The organism is Rhizobium sp. NFR07 (assembly GCF_900111905.1).
Classification (GTDB): Bacteria; Pseudomonadota; Alphaproteobacteria; order Rhizobiales; family Rhizobiaceae; genus Neorhizobium.
On sequence record NZ_FOKM01000007.1, the window covers coordinates 128,868 to 144,367 of the forward strand.

The window sequence follows — 15,500 nt, forward strand, 5'->3', positions numbered from 1 at the left end:
ACCGTAATGAGAACGGCAGGCCGCCTGGCGCTTTGCGGAAATTTGGGGAACCGACACGCCCGAACGGGCGGCAGACACGGGTCCTAGCGTCGGGACCCGGCGTCATCGGCTGGTGGTTTCGGCTGAACTATATCAGGCTGCTGGACGCCGCCTGCGGTCGGAGGTTTCCTGCATCACCACCAAGGCCCCGATCAGCGTCGACGAACGGGTGATCGGCGACATGCGGCAGTGGACGACAACTGTTTGCCCCTCGACCTTGTCCGCATAGGTCAGCGTCAAACTGTCCCCTTCGAAGCAGCGGTCAAGGCTCGGCTGGAGGTCATGACGGAAATGGTGCAGGCCGACAAACTCGGCGAAATGGCGCCCGATCAGCTCCTCCCGGGGCATTTCCATCCGCCGTGCATTGGTCTCGTTCGAATAGAAGATCCGGTATCCCGGTGCGACGACCACGACGCGTTCCGGCAGTTTGTTGAGAAGCGAATCGTCCAGCGAGCCATCGACGATCGCCTGGGCTACATCCGGCGGTCCAGGCGTGTCGTCGACTGCGCTCTCGGACGGGGACGACAGGCTCTGGTCGGTCACCAGATAACGTTCCACCAGCATTTGCAGCAGGTGCGCATTGCGGCGGACGCAACCGCGGTCGTCGGCTTCCTCGTTCAGAAGATCGAGCGCAAAGCGGAATTGAATGCGGATTGTTGCCTGGTCCTGCAGTCCCTGGCCGCTGAGGATCGCCTTGATGAGAGGATCGAGCTCGCGATCGAGCCGCTCCACGGCCTCATCATCCTCCCGTTCGACCGCCTGGCGCAGATCGCCATACTTGGCCCAGAACAGATCAACCAATGCTTTCACAACTGACCCCTCTCCGAAGATGCGAGAAGCGGCGCCTTCCCATTGAAGGCTATACTGATCCTATCAAACACGATTCTGACTAAACAATTTATCAAGCTGCGACGCAAATATTTGCCTAATCTACCATAGCGGGAGTGCACAAGGCAAAGATGGGCACTCAGCGTTCGACATGTTTCTTGATGTGCCAACGGTCGTGATACCAGAGCCATTGTTCCGGATATTCCCGAACCCAGCTCTCGACCTTGTCGTTGAGAACCTGCGACGTCCCCTGGACGTCCAGATTGCCCTTGGCGTCGCGGGGCAATTCTATCCTTGGCTCGATTTCGAGCCGATACCGGTTGTCCGGCAGCCGGATGCAGCGCGCCGGATAGACGTCGGCATCGAACTGGCGGACGAGTTTCGCAAGCAGCGGATTGGTCTTGACCGGCCGACCGAAGAAAAGTGTCGAGAGACCCTTGCGGAATTTCTGGTCCACCAGCACGCCGACCCCGCCTCCGGCTTCAAGCCTGCGCGCCAGCGCGAAGGACGAACCGGCATGCGAGGGAACGAGCTGTCCCATGCGAGAGGAGCGGAAGGAGAAGACCTTCTCGGCGATATAGGGATTGTTCGGCGGCCGGAAGAGCACCATGACCTCCAGACCAAACGCCTTGCCTGCCACGGGAAGAAGTTCGAAATTGCCGGTATGGGCAGTAAAGACGATGAACGGCCGCGGATTGTCGCGCAGGTCGAGGAAGATCGGGATGCCCGACACCTCCACCCTGCCCGGATTCTCCTGTTCGGGATCGAAATCGAACAGCCGGTCGAGGAAGACATATTCTGCCGCAAGTCGCCCCATATGTCCCCAGCTGGCGACGGCAATCTCTTCAAGCTCCGTCTCAGCTTTTTCCGGGAAGGCATTGCGCAGATTGGTCATCATCAGCTTGTGGCGCCAGAGCTTCGGCCCGAGGTAACGGGCGAAGCGATCGGCATAGCGGATGGCCGGATCGGCCGGCAGGATCTTCAGGGAATTCAGGAGACCGAAGGTCGCCTGTGCCACCAGCCATTGCTGGAAGTTCCTGAGCGCCAGAACGATCCGGGTGATGAACATCTTCACGTGTGTCAGTCCATCCGCAGGATGATCTTGCCAAAGATCTGACGGCCTTCCATGCGCTCCAGCGCCTTGTAGATCTCGTCGAAGGTCACTTCGGTGTCGATTACCGGATGGACAATGCCCTGCGCCATCTTCTGCATGGCATCGGCCATGTTCTCCATGCGGCAGCCGAAGGAGCCGAGCAGCTTCAGCTGCTGCTGGAACAGCATCATCAGGTTCATGTCGGTGGAAACGCCCGAGGTGGAGCCGCAGGTGACGAGACGGCCGCCGCGCTTCATGCAGAGCATCGAGCCTGCCCAGGTGTCCTTGCCGACATGCTCGAAGACGACGTCGACGCCCTTCTTCTTGGTCAGCTTGCGGACGACGCCCTCGAAGCGGTCCTTGCGGTAGTTGATGACGTGGTCGGCGCCGAGCGCCTTGGCCTTTTCGATCTTGTCGTCTGAACCGACGGTGGTGATGACCGTGCAGCCCATCTTCTTGGCGAGCTGGATGGCCGCCGTACCGATGCCCGAACCGCCGGCATGGACGAGAATGGTTTCGCCTGGCTGCAGCTTGGCATTGTCGAACAGCATGTGTTCGACGGTACCGAAGGTGACCGGCGCAAGCGCTGCACCGACGGCATCGACGCCCGGAGGTGCCGGAACCAGCAGGCGCGCCGGCAGGTTCGCCTTTTCCTGGGCGAAGCCGTCGAGGTGGAAGCCGTGAACGCCGGAGACGTTTTCGCAGAGATTGTCGCGCTTCTCGCGGCAGGGCTTGCAGAGGCCGCAAGTACGGGCGCCGTAGATGGAAACAAGCTGGCCGGGCAGTACGTTGGAAACGCCCGGACCGATCGCTTCGACGACACCGGATGCTTCAGCGCCGATCGTCAGCGGCATCTTGCGCTTGGCGAATGCCATGCCGCGCCAGCCCCACACGTCGATATGGTTCAGCGCAACCGCCTTGACGCGCAAGGTCACCTCGCCCGGGCCAGGTGCTTCCGGTTCGGGAATGTCGACGGCTTCGAGCTTGCGGTCATCGAGAAGTTGCAGCGCGCGCATGGTTTCAGGTTTCCTTCCGGATTCATCGGGTCGGCGTGGCATCGTCACACGCCAAAGTCATGCCCGGATTTGTCCCGAGCAGCTGCCAACCTTCGGTTTTATTGTCGACGTCAATGGATCCCCGGGACAAGCCCGAGGATGACGCCTCATCTGTGGCGCTGGCCTTAGAGCGGTTCCCGCGTCATGACAAGGCTGGCGTTCTGGCCGCCGAAGCCGAAGGAGTTGGAAAGAACCGCCTTGGGCGAGCCGCTCCGCTTTACGTTCGGTACCACATCCAGCTCGATCGTCGGATCGGGGTTGGTGTAATTGATGGTCGGCGGCAGGGTCTCGGTCAGCATCGTCTGGATCGAGAATACCGCCTCGACAGCGCCCGCTGCGGTCAGCGTGTGGCCGATCATCGACTTGTTCGACGAGACCGGAATGCTCTTCAGGCTGTCGCCGAACACGGCCAGCATCGAGCCATATTCCATCTTGTCGTTTTCCGGCGTCGAGGTGCCATGGGCGTTGATGTAGCCGATACCGCCTTCATCCATGCCGGCGTCTTCGAGTGCCGCGCGAATGGTCGCGATCGCAGGGCCACCATCCGGTGACGAGCGCGTGCGGTGGAAGTGGTCGGCCTTCTCGCCGAGGCCCTTGATGATGCCGAGCACCTTGGCGCCGCGGGCAATCGCCGATTCCAGCGATTCCAGCACCAGCGTCGCGGCACCTTCGGCGATGACGAATCCGTCGCGATCCTTGCTGAACGGCTTGGAGGCCTTTTCCGGCGGATCGTTCTGGGTCGACAGAGCCGAGAGCAGCGAGAAGCGGATCAATGCCTCAGCACTGACCGAACCATCGGTCGCTGCAACCAGCGCCTTGTCGGTGCGGCCCTGTCGGATCGCTTCGACGCCGAGCTGGATGGCGGTGGCGCCAGATGCACAGGCAGTCGATAGCGTCACTGGCAATCCGCGTGTGCCAAAAGTGTCGGCGAGGCGTTCGGAGATCGAGCCGAACTGGACGGCTTCAAGGAAGGTGGGATCGGGTCGCTCGCGCATCGCAGTCAGGAAGCGATCGTAGGCGTCACCTTCCACCTTCGGCGGCGGCGCACGGTCGGCGAGCGCAAAACGGTCTTCCCATTCCGGCTCGACCGGAGGGGCCGCGAGAAACAGCGGACCTTCGAAATCGCCGGACAGACCGGCCTGCGCCAGTGCTTCCTTGGTCGTTTCGCGGGCAAAGGCGAAGGAGCGTTCGACCGCATTGTTTGCCGGAACGGCGATGAAATCGACGGTGCCGCTGATGCGGGTCGAGAGCTTGTCGGTCGGGAATCGGGTGATCTTGTGGATACCCGAGGTACCGGAGGTAAGCGCCGCCCAATTGTCGGTGAGGCCCTGCCCGAGAGACGTGATGACGCCCATGCCGGTCACGGCGACGAGCGGACGTCCAAGATGATCCTTGAAGCGGTTGTCACTCATGCTTCGCTCCTTCAGGCGTCGGTCGAGAGGATTGCAACACCCTCGCCGCGCGTATAGCCGACAGTCGTTACCACTGCATGGGCGGCCGGCTTAGACATGGCTTGTTCGTTCTTGCCGTCGAATGCCGGCACATTGGTCTTGCCATCGAGCGCCAGGGCCGCAAGCGCAAGGCCAAGTGGGAACTGCGCTTCCATGCCATGTCCGGTTACGCCGCCGAAGCCGCGGATAGCTGCGCCCGGGAAAGTCTGTTCCAGAACCGCCTTCTCACGTGCCGACAGCTCGACGAGACCGCTTGCGCCGGAAAAAACCACCGTGTCGTCGGCGTTGAGAGCGGAGCCGGCTTCGGACAGGCGCGAAAGCCGCTTCTCGAGGCGTCCGTCGTCGCGATTGCCGCGATCGCCTTCGACTGCGTCGATCGTTGCGTAGATATGGGCGCCGCGCGCTTGCGCATGGGCGCGGGATTCGAGCACGAGGAATGCACCGACCGACCCCATGATCATGCCGCCGCCATTGTCGGACGAACGCGACCAGAGGGCTTCCCAGTCACCGGTCGCATGGGCACGAATGCCCTCGACCAGCAGAATGATGTCGGCGCGTTCGGCGACGAAGGCGCCGCCGACAAGGCTGTGGCTGGATTGCCCGGCCTTGATCCGGTGAAAGGCAGTCTCGACGGCGGAAATGCCAGCGGATTCCTCGCCCATGAATGTGCGCGACGATCCCGTCACCTTGTGGACGATCGAGATATTGCCGGCCATCAGGTTGGAAAGCTGCGCCAGAAACAGCGTCGGACGCAGTTCGGTCGTCAGCTTCTCGTTGAGCAGCACGTCGCGGTCGTTGCGCTTGAGGCCTTCGTCGGCGATCAGCGAATCGACCTTGATGTCGCGCTCACCGCCGCCAGCGGCCACGATCATATCCATCGAGGCGCAGGCTTCCGCGTTTTCCTTGAGGCCGGCGTCGTCGAGCGCCAGACCGGCGGTGAAGACGCCGAGGCGCTGCCAGTTCTCCATCTGCCGCTGATCGCCGCGCTTGGCGATCTGGGCCGACCAGTCGATTTCCGGCATGGGATGGATCGGATAGGGCTTGAAGCGTTCGATTTCGACCTTCGGTGCGCCGACCGCCGGCTGCGACAGGAACGCGACATGCGCATCCTTACCGACGCCCTGGCAGGTCACGATCCCGACGCCGGTGATCACAACATCATTGTCAGACTTCATAACTGTCCTCTTTGCGGAGGTTAGCGGGCGGCTTCAGCCGCCGGCTTCCATTGCGGCCACAAGGCCGACTTCTTCGGCGCGCTTGCGCACGATCGGCGCCAGCGGAATTTCTGTAAACGGCATCGTGCGTAGCTTGAGCTGCGCGTCGCAGACCTTCTTGCCGGCAGACGAGATCTTCGCCTTGGTCACGGCATAACCCGATCCTTCATGCTCTAGGAAGGCTTCGATGTCGAGAACCGCCTCCGGCTCGACGAAGGCGCGCATCTTGGCGCCATCGACCGACATGAGAAACGGCATGGCAGCAAAATTGGTGGCGGCGAGCACGAGCATGCCCGAGGCCTGCGCCATGGTTTCGATCAGGAGCACGCCCGGAACGAGCGGCATGCCGGGAAAATGCCCTTCGAAAACGGGGCTTTTCGCCGGCACGGTCGACCGCGCCTTCAGTGTCTTTCCGCCGAGATCGAGCGTTTCCACCCGATCGATCATCTGGAAATATTCGAGTAGCATACGGCTTACGGTAGGGCGTCAGCCCTTGGCCGCCCTCAGCTCGTCGATCTTGGCACAGAGGTTCTTGAGGACGAAATATTCCTCGGTCGAAACCTTGCCCTCGTTGACTTCCTGGGTCCACTGCTCGAGCGGGATCTTGATGCCGAATTCCTTGTCGATCGCGAAGACGATGTCGAGGAAGTCCAGGCTGTCGATGCCGAGGTCATCGATCGTGTGGCTTTCCGGAGTGATGGTCTCGCGGTCGATTTCGCTGGTTTCAGCAATGATGTCGGCAACTTTGTCGAATGTAGCGGTCACGCCCATGTCCTCTGAAGAATATGTAAATCAGAGTTCCACATAGGGAAAACGGTTCCAAATGCCAATGGCTTCGTTTTTCGAAGCCCAAATTTGCACCGAAACTGTTGCCCAAACAGCAGTTTTAGACGGCAATCGAGTGCCGTCCACGCCCCGTATCGAAATAGCGATCGAAGATTGCCGCCACGGTGCGCGCGAACGGGCGCCCTTGCCTCGTGATGCGGAATGCGCCGTTGGTGACATGACAGATGCCGTCCGTGTTCTGCCGCGCGAAGGCCCGTGCTTCTCCGATTAACTCATCCGCGCCATCGGGGAAACTCGCCCGCAGAGGCAGGAAGTCGAAGCCGAAATCGCACATCAACCGTTCGATAACATAGGCGCGCATGCGATCGTCGCTCGAGAACGCGACACCGCGAACCGCCGCTAGGCCCCCGTTCGCGGCCATTCGCTGGTATTCGCCGGTTGCCGGCATGTTCTGGATATAGCCCTGCGGCAACTGACTGATCGAAGAGGCCCCGAGCCCGATCAGCGCGTCGGCGCTGTCAGTCGTATAACCCTGGAAATTACGCCGCAGACGGCCGGAACGGGCAGCGATTGCGAGCGAATCGCCGGCCTTGGCGAAATGATCGATCCCAACCGCCTGGTATCCGGCATCAAACAGCTTCTGAGCGGCAAACATGCTTTGGCGGAAACGCTCTGTGACATCAGGCAGTGCTGATTCCGGGATCATCGTCTGGTGCTTTTTCATCCACGGCACATGGGCGTAGCCGAAAAGCGCCACCCGATCCGGCGACAGCGACAAAATGTCCGACAGCGTGCGATCCACACCCTCGACGGTCTGGTGCGGCAAGCCATAAAGCACATCGCAATTGACCGAGCCGACACCGCGGGCCCTCACCGCGTCGACCACCGATTTCGTCTGCTCGAAAGTCTGGATGCGGTTGATAGCTTTCTGCACGACCGGATCGAAATCCTGCACGCCGAGGCTCGCGCGCATCATGCCGATCTCGGACAAGGCATCGTACCGGGCCTCATCCAGATCGTTCGGGTCCATCTCGACGCTGATCTCCACTTCTTCGGCCATGTCGAACGATGTCCTGAGGCAGTCCATCAGATCGATCATGTCCTCGGGCTTCAGCATTGTTGGCGAGCCGCCGCCGAAATGGATGGCGGTGACCTTCGTGCCGGCCCCGACGCGGGCGCCGACCGTGGCGATCTCCTGCCGCAGGGCCGCCAGATAGGCGGTGATCGGCTCATAACGCAGCGTCTGCTTCGTGTGACAGGCACAGAACCAGCAGAGCCGGTCGCAATAGGGAATATGCAGATAGAGCGACAGGCTGTTGCCCGCGCCGAGCTCCGACAACCACTGCGAATAGATGTCGCAATTTACCCCACTGTGAAAGTGAGGGGCTGTCGGATAACTCGTATAGCGCGGCACCGCACCGGAATATTTTGCAAGCAGCCTCTCGTTCATCGCGCACCTCTTTTCTGCGGCCCAGAGGTAGCCGGGGAATATTTTCGCGACTTTGACCTGGATCAAGCATGAGAACGTCATGTGAACCAAGGTCGAAACCACGGAGGAGAGCCCGAATCGTAGGACAGGAAGATGGATGCACAGCTGAAACTGCCGGAGACCCAGGAGATCCCGCTCGTCTGCCGCTCCTGCGAAGCAAGGCACGGCGGCATCTGCTCCACGTTGACCACGCAGCAATTGGCCGAACTCAACAAGCATTCGCAGCGCCGTGCTGTAGAGGCTGGAACCGAGCTGATCGGCCAAGGCGAACTGGTAACGTCCTATTCCAACGTGCTGAAAGGTGTCGTGAAGCTGCAGAAGATCATGGCGGACGGCCGCCAGCAGATCGTCGGCCTGCAATTCGCTCCCGATTTCATGGGGCGTCCCTTCCTCGGCGAAAGCCTGATGACTGCCGAAGCCGCCACCGATACAGAACTCTGTGTGCTGCCGCGACGGCTGCTGGAGCGCATGATCGGCGAATCGTCGGATCTTGGTGCAAAACTTCACAGGCAGGCATTGCTGGAACTCGACGAGGCGCGTGACTGGATGCTCACGCTCGGACGCAAGTCCGCCCGCGAAAAGGTGGCGAGCCTGCTGGTGCTGATCGCCACGCATACCGAACCGGAGGATATCCGCGACTGCGCCTTCGACCTGCCGCTGTCACGCGCCGACATCGCTGATTTTCTCGGCCTCACGATCGAGACCGTCAGCCGCCAGATGACCAAGCTGCGCAAGGACGGCATCATCCATATCGAAAACAACCGGCATGTGATCGTGCCGGATTTCGAACGGCTTTCGGTGGCCGCGGGCGGAGACTAGCCCTCGCCCGCCGCATTTTTCAGGGTGCGCGACCTTCGACAAGAACGGCGCGGATCGCATCGAGCACACCTTCGGCACGGACGTCGGTGCAGACCGACTGGCTCGGGACACCATCCCAGGCACTGCCGATGAACTTGCGGCCTTGATCCGGCGCCTGAATGGTCTTGCCGTCGGCAAGCCCGCCGCAGACGACACGGACGGGGCCCGTGCGGACGTCGAACAGATGCGGTTCGGTGAGATAGACGCAGGCGCAGCTGTCATGCAGCACCATGCCGTCGAGACCAACGCGCTGGCGATAGAAATCGATATAGAACTGCGACAGGTCGGAAAGCAGTTTCAGTTCCGGCCCTCCGGCCTTGACCATCGCGGCCATCTCGTCGGACGACATCCGCGTCTTCATCGTCACGTCGAGGCCGAGGATCGTGACCTTCCACGGCGCGATGAACACGACGTCGGCCGCTTCCGGATCGCCGTGGATATTGGCCTCGGCCGCCGGCGTGACATTGCCGTTCACGTCGAACGCGCCGCCCATGATCACGACTTCCTTTACCAGTGCCGCAATGCCCGGATCGGCCTTGAGCGCCAGCGCCAGGTTGGTCATCCGGCCGACGGCGACGATCGTCACATTGCCCGGATCGGCACGCACCATGTCGATAATGAACTGCGCTGCCGAACGTTCATCCAGCGGATGGTCAATGTCCAGCGGTACGCCGATATTGCCGAGCCCGTCCTCGCCATGAACGGCTGGAGCGTAATGGGCTGAATCACGGGCCTCGTCGAAGGCCGCGCCTGCGCCCTTGGCGATCGGAGCCGCAATGCCCCATTCCTGGTGGAGGAACTGCGCGTTGCGCGTTGTAAGCTCGATCGCGGCATTGCCGAACACGGTGGTCACGCCGACGAGTTCGATATCCGGATGGCGATGCAGGTAAAGAAGAGCCATTGCGTCGTCCACGCCGGGATCGGTGTCGAATATGACTTTCTGCATGCGCCTGTCCAACTTTGCTGATGCTGCTTAAGGCCGCGCACCATAGTCGCATTGCGACAAGGTGCAATCCCGTCGGCGGGTCCTGACGGATTGCGCTGTGGGTAGTCTTGCCCGCGGACGGGTTCGGTGCCAAAAGGCGGCTCTTCAAGCATTTCCTGCCCCGCGAGTGCCCTCCCTTGCCCGATATCGCCTTCGAGCTTCTCCTGCTCCTGTTTCTTGCCGCCTGTTTTGCCGGTTTCGTCGATTCCATTGCAGGCGGCGGTGGTCTGATCACCATCCCGGTTCTGCTGATCGCAGGTCTTCCGCCGCTCGAGGCAATCGCCACGAACAAGCTGCAGTCGCAATTCGCGTCGGCGTCGGCGACCATCGCCTACGCCCGCAAGGGCCACATTAACCTGCGCCAGCAGATGCCAATGGCGGTGATGGCGATGGCCGGAGGCGCCGCAGGCGCTCTGCTTGCCTCGATCGTTCCGGCATCAATGCTCGCCGCGGCGATCCCCTTCCTTTTGATCGCGATCGCGCTGTTCTTCGCGTTCAAGCCCAATCTCGCCGACGTCGATGGTCACCGCCGGGTGACGCCCTTTGTATTCGGCCTCACGGTCGTGCCGATCGTCGGCCTTTATGATGGTGTGTTCGGGCCGGGTGCCGGTTCATTCTACATGCTGGGATTCGTGCTGCTTGCCGGCTTCGGCCTCCTGAAGGCGACCGCCCATACCAAGCTGATCAATTTCGGCTCGAATTTCGGCTCGTTCCTGGTCTTCGCCGCAACGGGCTCGATCCTCTGGAAGGTTGGCCTGATGATGGGCCTTGGCCAGTTCATCGGCGCGCAGATCGGCTCCGGCCTCGCGATGAAGAAGGGCTCCAAGCTGATTAAGCCGCTGCTGGTAATTTCCTGCCTGGCGCTGGCGACGAAGCTGCTGGCCGACCCCAGCCACCCTGCCCGCCTCTGGCTCGGCTGGTAAGCCCAGTCACCCCTTCATGCGGAGCGGCAGGCCGGCAGCGATGAAAAACACATCGTCCACTACTGCGGCGATCTGTTGGTGCAGACGTCCGGCATGGTCACGGAATTCCCGTGCCATCCTGTTCTCCGGCACGATCCCAAGGCCGACTTCGTTCGACACGAGGAGAACGGTGGCCCGAGTGGCCGATATACGCGCCACAAGGTCGGCGGCTCGCGCCGGAATATCAGCGTCATCCATCATCAGGTTCGTGACCCAGAGCGTCAGGCAGTCCACCAGGACGACACAGCCGGGGTCATCGGCCTCCGCCAGCGCGCCGGACAGATCCAGAGGCACTTCATGTGTGATCCATTCCGGGCCGCGATCGTCGCGGTGCCTGGCGATCCGCTCCCGCATCTCGTCGTCATAGGCCCGCCCTGTCGCGATGTAATGCCGCTCCATGCCGCTGTCGCGCGCCAGCTTTTCCGCGAACGCGGATTTACCGGAGCGCGCACCTCCGAGAACGAGCGCAGTCTTGCCGGTCAAGATCATGGGGAGAGGATCATTCTGGAGCCAGACGAGACCGGACGATTCGTAGATCTGAGAGGCGTCCGGCCCGTGTTAGGGTTTGTCTGGATAAGCATTGCGACATCATGGTGCAGCCTCAGGCCGTTGAAGTCAATCGCGCCTTGCCGGGAGTGCCTGAAAAACATCGCGTCTCGGCATTTTCATGCGCTATCCGTTTTGCGACATAAAGTGGCGGATGGCTGAGTTGTGGGGCGTCTCAGTCGGGCGTATTGCATCGCCAAAATATGAGGTCGCCGAGATGGCTCGCGACCCGTGAGGAAACACCCCGATGCTTTACGTTTTCAGCAGCAAGAATGGCGTCCAGATCGCTTGGAACTCCGAAGTGCCCCGCGCATCGAGAGAGCGCCGTCCGACGTTCGGCGAACGCCTGTCGACGGCCATCGGATTCATCCGCACGTCGAACCTTGGCTGATCTTTAAGGAATAGCCCGTTTCCGGCTTTCCCGGCCTCGCCGGGAAGGTGCGTCGCATTTGCGACTGACGCCAGGATTAAGAGGCGGCCGGTACGCTTTACCCAGGCCGGCGCCAATGGCGGACGATCCGTCCGCGGCCAGATCAATAGCGCGACATCCTTACCGGATGGTTATTGAATGCGGTTGGTGACACCAAATCGACCCCGCATACTTCTTTTTTTTCATCAGACTACATTTTTTTGCGCAGCATGGTCGCGGCGCTAATCGGCTACTAAACGTCAAATCTCGGGCGTGACTTTCAATCCGTTTCAGACCGCATGCCGAATGCCGCAAGTCCAATAGCGCATATTGACGGCATTTGACCGTTTTTAGACCTTCCGCAAGGCACAAAACACGTTCTTCCAACGAGTTACGAGTATTCTTCGGATCAGCCGTACTGACAGCTGCTGTTGATTTATTTGATGGAAGCCGTACGGTGACTGCGCTGACACGCAAATGCGCCCTATCCGAGGCATTGTGCCGAGATAGCAAGAAGATGCAGGTGGACGGCAGTTCTTCATCGGGGCGGCTTGGTTGTCCCTGACATATCTCCGCAAACGGATTTCGGTAAAACCGGCTCCGCGTATTGGTTGTCAACAATAAGACTGGGAGGTCTTACGATGCAAAAACTCCTCGCTTCCACTGCCTTTGCAGCCGGTCTCTACGCGTTTGCCGGGGCAGCACAGGCAGATTGCGGCTCCATCTCCATCGCCGAAATGAACTGGGCGTCCGCCGGCGTCGCCGCCAATGTCGACAAGATCATCCTCGAAGAAGGTTATGGCTGCACCGTCGAGCTCGTTACGGGCGACACGATGCCGACCTTCACCTCCATGAACGAGAAGGCCCAGCCGGACATGGCGCCGGAATTCTGGGTCAACGCCGTGCGCACTCCGCTCGACGCAGCCGTCAAGGAAGGCCGCCTGATCGAAGCGGCTGAAATCCTCGCCGACGGCGCGGTCGAAGGCTGGTGGATCCCGAAATTCCTCGCCGATGCCCATCCGGATATCAAGACCGTCCAGCAGGCACTCGCTCATCCCGAACTGTTCCCTGCCCCCGAAGATCCGTCAAAGGCTGCCGTAACCAACTGCCCCTCCGGCTGGAACTGCCAGGTTTCGACCGCCAACCTCTACAAGGCACTCGGCGCCAAGGATAAGGGCTTCGAACTGGTCGACACCGGCTCTGCCGCCGGCCTGGACGGCTCGATCGCCAACGCCTTCGAAAAGAAGACTGGCTGGCTCGGCTATTACTGGGCGCCGACCGCCATTCTCGGCAAGTACGAGATGGTGAAGCTCTCCTTCGACGCGCCGCACGACAAGGCGGACTGGGACGCCTGCACCGCCGTTCCGGATTGCGCCAATCCGAAGGTCAACTCCTATCCGACCTCAGAGGCCTTTACCGTCGTGACCAAGGAGTTCGCCGACAAGGCGGGCGTCGCGATGGACTACATCAAGGCTCGCAAATGGACCAACGCCACGGTCAACAGCGTGCTCGCATGGCAGACGGATAACCAGGGCACTAACGAGGATGCGGCCAAGCACTTCCTCGAAACCATGCCGGAAGTCTGGGAAAAATGGGTCGCGCCGGATGTAGCCGAAAAGGTCAAGGCGTCGCTTTGATGTTATGATGATCCAAGGGCGGAGGCATCTACCGCCCTTGGATACGTCGTGCAGGCCCTGACGCATGTCGCAACGGGCCGCGTGGCAGCGGGTTCGCACCATGATAATGCCCGGGTGGATTGCGGGCCGTGACCGAAAAGCCATGTCGGCGCGGTACCCGGAGACGGACAAAAATAGAGACAAAGGGGAAAAGCATGGCGATCTGCGAGTTCCTGCCGCGAGCCCTTTGTCGGTTCCCGGCCATCAGCGACAGCTATATTCGGCAGGCGCGCCAGGTGATCGACGACGGCTTCAGAGGTCTCGTCCGCGAATATGGTTACATCATCGACGCGCTCAAGGCACCGCTGCAGTGGTTCCTGAACTACCTCGAAAGGCTGTTCACCACCTCGCCTTGGACCGTCGTGCTGATCGTCATGCTGCTGGTCGTGTATTTCGGCAGCCGCAGCATCCGCATCACCATCGGCACCGCAGTCGGCATGATCCTCATCGGCATATTCGGCCTGTGGGAAGACACGATGACGACGCTTGCAATCGTCACCGTATCGACGCTGATCGCCATCGTCATTGGACTTCCGATCGGCATCGTGATGGCCCGCTCCGAACGCGTGCAGGGGGTCATCAATCCGATCCTTGACGTTATGCAGACGATGCCGAGTTTCGTCTATCTCATCCCCGTCGTCGTGATCTTCGGGATCGGCAAGGTGCCGGGCCTGATAGCGGTCGTCATCTATGCCGTGCCGCCGATGATCCGCCTGACCAATCTCGGCATCCGCCTCGTCGACAAGGAGGTGCTGGAAGCGGCCGATGCGTTCGGCTCCTCGCCCGGCCAGAAGCTCTGGAACGTGCAGATGCCGCTGGCGCTTCCGACGATCATGGCCGGCATCAACCAGACGATCATGATGTCGCTCGCCATGGTGGTCGTCGCATCGATGGTCGGCGTCGGTGGCCTTGGCCGCAACACGCTGCAGGCGATCAACAACCAGTTCTTCACCTACGGCTTCCTCAACGGCTTTGCCCTCGTCGCGATCGCCATCATTTTCGATCGTACCAGCCAGGCCTTCGGCAAACGGCTTCAGCGTCATTCGGAGGTTGTCCATGGCTAGTCACGGCATCGAGATCAAAGGCCTCTACAAGATCTTCGGCCCCAAAGGCCGCGACCATGTGGAAGCGGTGAAGAACGGCCTGTCGAAGGCCGAGCTCAACGAGAGATACGGTCACGTCCTCGGCCTCAAGGACATCAACATTTCCATGCCTGCCGGCGGCATTACTGTCGTCATGGGGCTTTCCGGCTCGGGCAAATCGACGCTGATCCGCCACATCAACCGGTTGATCGAACCGACCTATGGCGAACTCGTCTATAATGGCATCAACATCTGCGGCATGAACGACCGCGACCTGCGCGAATTCCGCCGTCACAAGACGGCGATGGTATTCCAGAAATTCGCGCTTCTGCCCCACCGCACGGTCATCGAGAATGCCGTCTACGGTCTCGACATCCAGGGCATCTCCCGCACTGAGAGCACCAAGAAGGGCCAGTACTGGATCGAACGGGTCGGCCTGTCCGGCTTCGAGAACCATTATCCCAACCAGCTGTCCGGCGGCATGCAGCAGCGTGTCGGCCTTGCAAGGGCGCTGACCAACGACGCCGACATCCTCCTGATGGACGAAGCCTATTCGGCGCTCGATCCGCTGATCCGCGTCGACATGCAGTCCGTGCTTCTCGATCTGCAGGCGGAATTGAAGAAGACCGTCGTCTTCATCACCCACGATCTCGACGAGGCACTGAGGCTCGGCGACAAGATCGCCATTCTGCGCGACGGCCAGGTCGTGCAGCAAGGAACCGGCCAGCAGATCGTCCTGTCCCCAGCCGATGACTACATCACCGCTTTCGTCAAAGAAGTGAACCGCGGCCGGGTGATCCAGGCAAAGACCGTCATGGCCCCCTTCGACGGCCAGGCGGACGGCGCGCGCATCGAAGCGACGACGACGCTGGAAGGCGCCGCCAAGATCATGACCGAAAACGGCCTGAGCAAAGCCACCGTCGTGGATGATGCGGGCACTCCGATCGGCACGCTGGACCTTCAGACTATGATCGCAGCAATGGTGACGCCGGCAGGTTCGGAAGCGGAAAAAATCGCGGCGGAATAG

16 protein-coding genes are annotated in these 15,500 nt (G+C 60.9%); 6 read left to right on the forward strand and 10 right to left on the reverse strand.

Features of this window, described 5'->3' with window-relative positions:
* Positions 1-132: 132 nt before the first annotated feature.
* The 8 genes from BM216_RS16310 to hemN all read right to left on the reverse strand — a co-directional run bounded on the left by BM216_RS16310 (position 133) and on the right by hemN (position 7,916).
* On the reverse strand, positions 133-849 hold the full coding sequence (locus BM216_RS16310; RefSeq protein ID WP_143102782.1) for a PAS domain-containing protein: 717 nt from the start codon (positions 847-849) through the stop codon (positions 133-135).
* 157 nt (positions 850-1,006) lie between these two features.
* On the reverse strand, positions 1,007-1,942 hold the full coding sequence (locus tag BM216_RS16315) for a lipid A biosynthesis lauroyl acyltransferase (protein WP_093000264.1): 936 nt from the start codon (positions 1,940-1,942) through the stop codon (positions 1,007-1,009).
* Positions 1,943-1,947: 5 nt separating this feature from the next.
* The gene (locus tag BM216_RS16320) at positions 1,948-2,976 is read right to left on the reverse strand and encodes a zinc-binding dehydrogenase (RefSeq protein WP_093000265.1); all 1,029 of its coding nucleotides are present in this window, start codon (positions 2,974-2,976) and stop codon (positions 1,948-1,950) included.
* 164 nt (positions 2,977-3,140) lie between these two features.
* Positions 3,141-4,427 carry a beta-ketoacyl-ACP synthase gene (locus BM216_RS16325; protein ID WP_093000266.1) on the reverse strand — a complete coding sequence of 429 codons (1,287 nt, stop codon included), beginning with the start codon at positions 4,425-4,427 and terminating at the stop codon, positions 3,141-3,143.
* A gap of 11 nt (positions 4,428-4,438) precedes the next feature.
* A complete protein-coding gene (locus tag BM216_RS16330; protein ID WP_093000267.1) occupies positions 4,439-5,641 on the reverse strand; it encodes a beta-ketoacyl-ACP synthase in 1,203 nt (400 codons plus the stop codon).
* A 33-nt stretch (positions 5,642-5,674) separates the two neighbouring features.
* On the reverse strand, positions 5,675-6,148 hold the full coding sequence (locus BM216_RS16335; RefSeq protein WP_093000268.1) for a 3-hydroxyacyl-ACP dehydratase FabZ family protein: 474 nt from the start codon (positions 6,146-6,148) through the stop codon (positions 5,675-5,677).
* Positions 6,149-6,166: 18 nt separating this feature from the next.
* Entirely contained in the window at positions 6,167-6,451 is a 285-nt protein-coding gene (locus tag BM216_RS16340) for an acyl carrier protein (protein ID WP_003495848.1), read from the reverse strand.
* A gap of 115 nt (positions 6,452-6,566) precedes the next feature.
* Positions 6,567-7,916, reverse strand: a complete 1,350-nt coding sequence (gene hemN, locus BM216_RS16345) for an oxygen-independent coproporphyrinogen III oxidase (protein WP_093000269.1) — start codon at positions 7,914-7,916, stop codon at positions 6,567-6,569.
* Between the two features lie 132 nt (positions 7,917-8,048).
* Between hemN and BM216_RS16350 the strand changes: the two genes are divergently transcribed.
* Positions 8,049-8,774, forward strand: coding sequence for a Crp/Fnr family transcriptional regulator (locus BM216_RS16350; RefSeq protein WP_093000270.1), 726 nt, complete (start codon positions 8,049-8,051; stop codon positions 8,772-8,774).
* Positions 8,775-8,793: 19 nt separating this feature from the next.
* Here BM216_RS16350 and BM216_RS16355 read toward each other — a convergent pair whose 3' ends face one another.
* On the reverse strand, positions 8,794-9,759 hold the full coding sequence (locus tag BM216_RS16355) for a nucleoside hydrolase (protein WP_093000271.1): 966 nt from the start codon (positions 9,757-9,759) through the stop codon (positions 8,794-8,796).
* A 176-nt stretch (positions 9,760-9,935) separates the two neighbouring features.
* On the opposite strand from BM216_RS16355, the gene BM216_RS16360 reads away from it, so the two are divergent.
* Positions 9,936-10,721 carry a TSUP family transporter gene (locus BM216_RS16360; RefSeq protein WP_093000272.1) on the forward strand — a complete coding sequence of 262 codons (786 nt, stop codon included), beginning with the start codon at positions 9,936-9,938 and terminating at the stop codon, positions 10,719-10,721.
* Between the two features lie 6 nt (positions 10,722-10,727).
* Here BM216_RS16360 and cobU read toward each other — a convergent pair whose 3' ends face one another.
* Entirely contained in the window at positions 10,728-11,249 is a 522-nt protein-coding gene (gene cobU, locus BM216_RS16365) for a bifunctional adenosylcobinamide kinase/adenosylcobinamide-phosphate guanylyltransferase (RefSeq protein WP_093000273.1), read from the reverse strand.
* Between the two features lie 304 nt (positions 11,250-11,553).
* Here cobU and BM216_RS34045 point away from each other — a divergent pair, with 304 nt between their 5' ends.
* The 4 genes from BM216_RS34045 (at position 11,554) to BM216_RS16380 (ending at position 15,500) form a co-directional block, all read left to right on the forward strand.
* Complete coding sequence (locus tag BM216_RS34045; RefSeq protein WP_177230808.1) at positions 11,554-11,697, forward strand: hypothetical protein; 144 nt, start codon at positions 11,554-11,556, stop codon at positions 11,695-11,697.
* A gap of 659 nt (positions 11,698-12,356) precedes the next feature.
* The gene (locus tag BM216_RS16370; protein WP_093000274.1) at positions 12,357-13,352 is read left to right on the forward strand and encodes an ABC transporter substrate-binding protein; all 996 of its coding nucleotides are present in this window, start codon (positions 12,357-12,359) and stop codon (positions 13,350-13,352) included.
* A gap of 194 nt (positions 13,353-13,546) precedes the next feature.
* Positions 13,547-14,455 (forward strand): ABC transporter permease, encoded by a 909-nt coding sequence (locus BM216_RS16375; protein ID WP_093000275.1) that lies wholly within the window; start codon positions 13,547-13,549, stop codon positions 14,453-14,455.
* Positions 14,448-15,500, forward strand: a complete 1,053-nt coding sequence (locus tag BM216_RS16380) for a quaternary amine ABC transporter ATP-binding protein (RefSeq protein ID WP_093000276.1) — start codon at positions 14,448-14,450, stop codon at positions 15,498-15,500. The genes BM216_RS16375 and BM216_RS16380 overlap by 8 nt, the downstream gene beginning before the upstream one ends.

Excerpts from the sequence above, each read along its gene's own strand:
- BM216_RS16370 (WP_093000274.1), top strand. The coding sequence starts at position 12,357 with ATGCAAAAACTCCTCGCTTCCACTGCCTTTGCAGCCGGTCTCTACGCG.
- BM216_RS16380 (WP_093000276.1), top strand. The coding sequence starts at position 14,448 with ATGGCTAGTCACGGCATCGAGATCAAAGGCCTCTACAAGATCTTCGGC.
- BM216_RS34045 (WP_177230808.1), top strand. The coding sequence starts at position 11,554 with ATGCTTTACGTTTTCAGCAGCAAGAATGGCGTCCAGATCGCTTGGAAC.
- hemN (WP_093000269.1), bottom strand. The coding sequence starts at position 7,916 with ATGAACGAGAGGCTGCTTGCAAAATATTCCGGTGCGGTGCCGCGCTAT.
- BM216_RS16340 (WP_003495848.1), bottom strand. The coding sequence starts at position 6,451 with ATGGGCGTGACCGCTACATTCGACAAAGTTGCCGACATCATTGCTGAA.
- BM216_RS16330 (WP_093000267.1), bottom strand. The coding sequence starts at position 5,641 with ATGAAGTCTGACAATGATGTTGTGATCACCGGCGTCGGGATCGTGACC.
- BM216_RS16320 (WP_093000265.1), bottom strand. The coding sequence starts at position 2,976 with ATGCGCGCGCTGCAACTTCTCGATGACCGCAAGCTCGAAGCCGTCGAC.
- BM216_RS16325 (WP_093000266.1), bottom strand. The coding sequence starts at position 4,427 with ATGAGTGACAACCGCTTCAAGGATCATCTTGGACGTCCGCTCGTCGCC.
- BM216_RS16335 (WP_093000268.1), bottom strand. The coding sequence starts at position 6,148 with ATGCTACTCGAATATTTCCAGATGATCGATCGGGTGGAAACGCTCGAT.
- BM216_RS16355 (WP_093000271.1), bottom strand. The coding sequence starts at position 9,759 with ATGCAGAAAGTCATATTCGACACCGATCCCGGCGTGGACGACGCAATG.
- cobU (WP_093000273.1), bottom strand. The coding sequence starts at position 11,249 with ATGATCTTGACCGGCAAGACTGCGCTCGTTCTCGGAGGTGCGCGCTCC.
- BM216_RS16375 (WP_093000275.1), top strand. The coding sequence starts at position 13,547 with ATGGCGATCTGCGAGTTCCTGCCGCGAGCCCTTTGTCGGTTCCCGGCC.
- BM216_RS16350 (WP_093000270.1), top strand. The coding sequence starts at position 8,049 with ATGGATGCACAGCTGAAACTGCCGGAGACCCAGGAGATCCCGCTCGTC.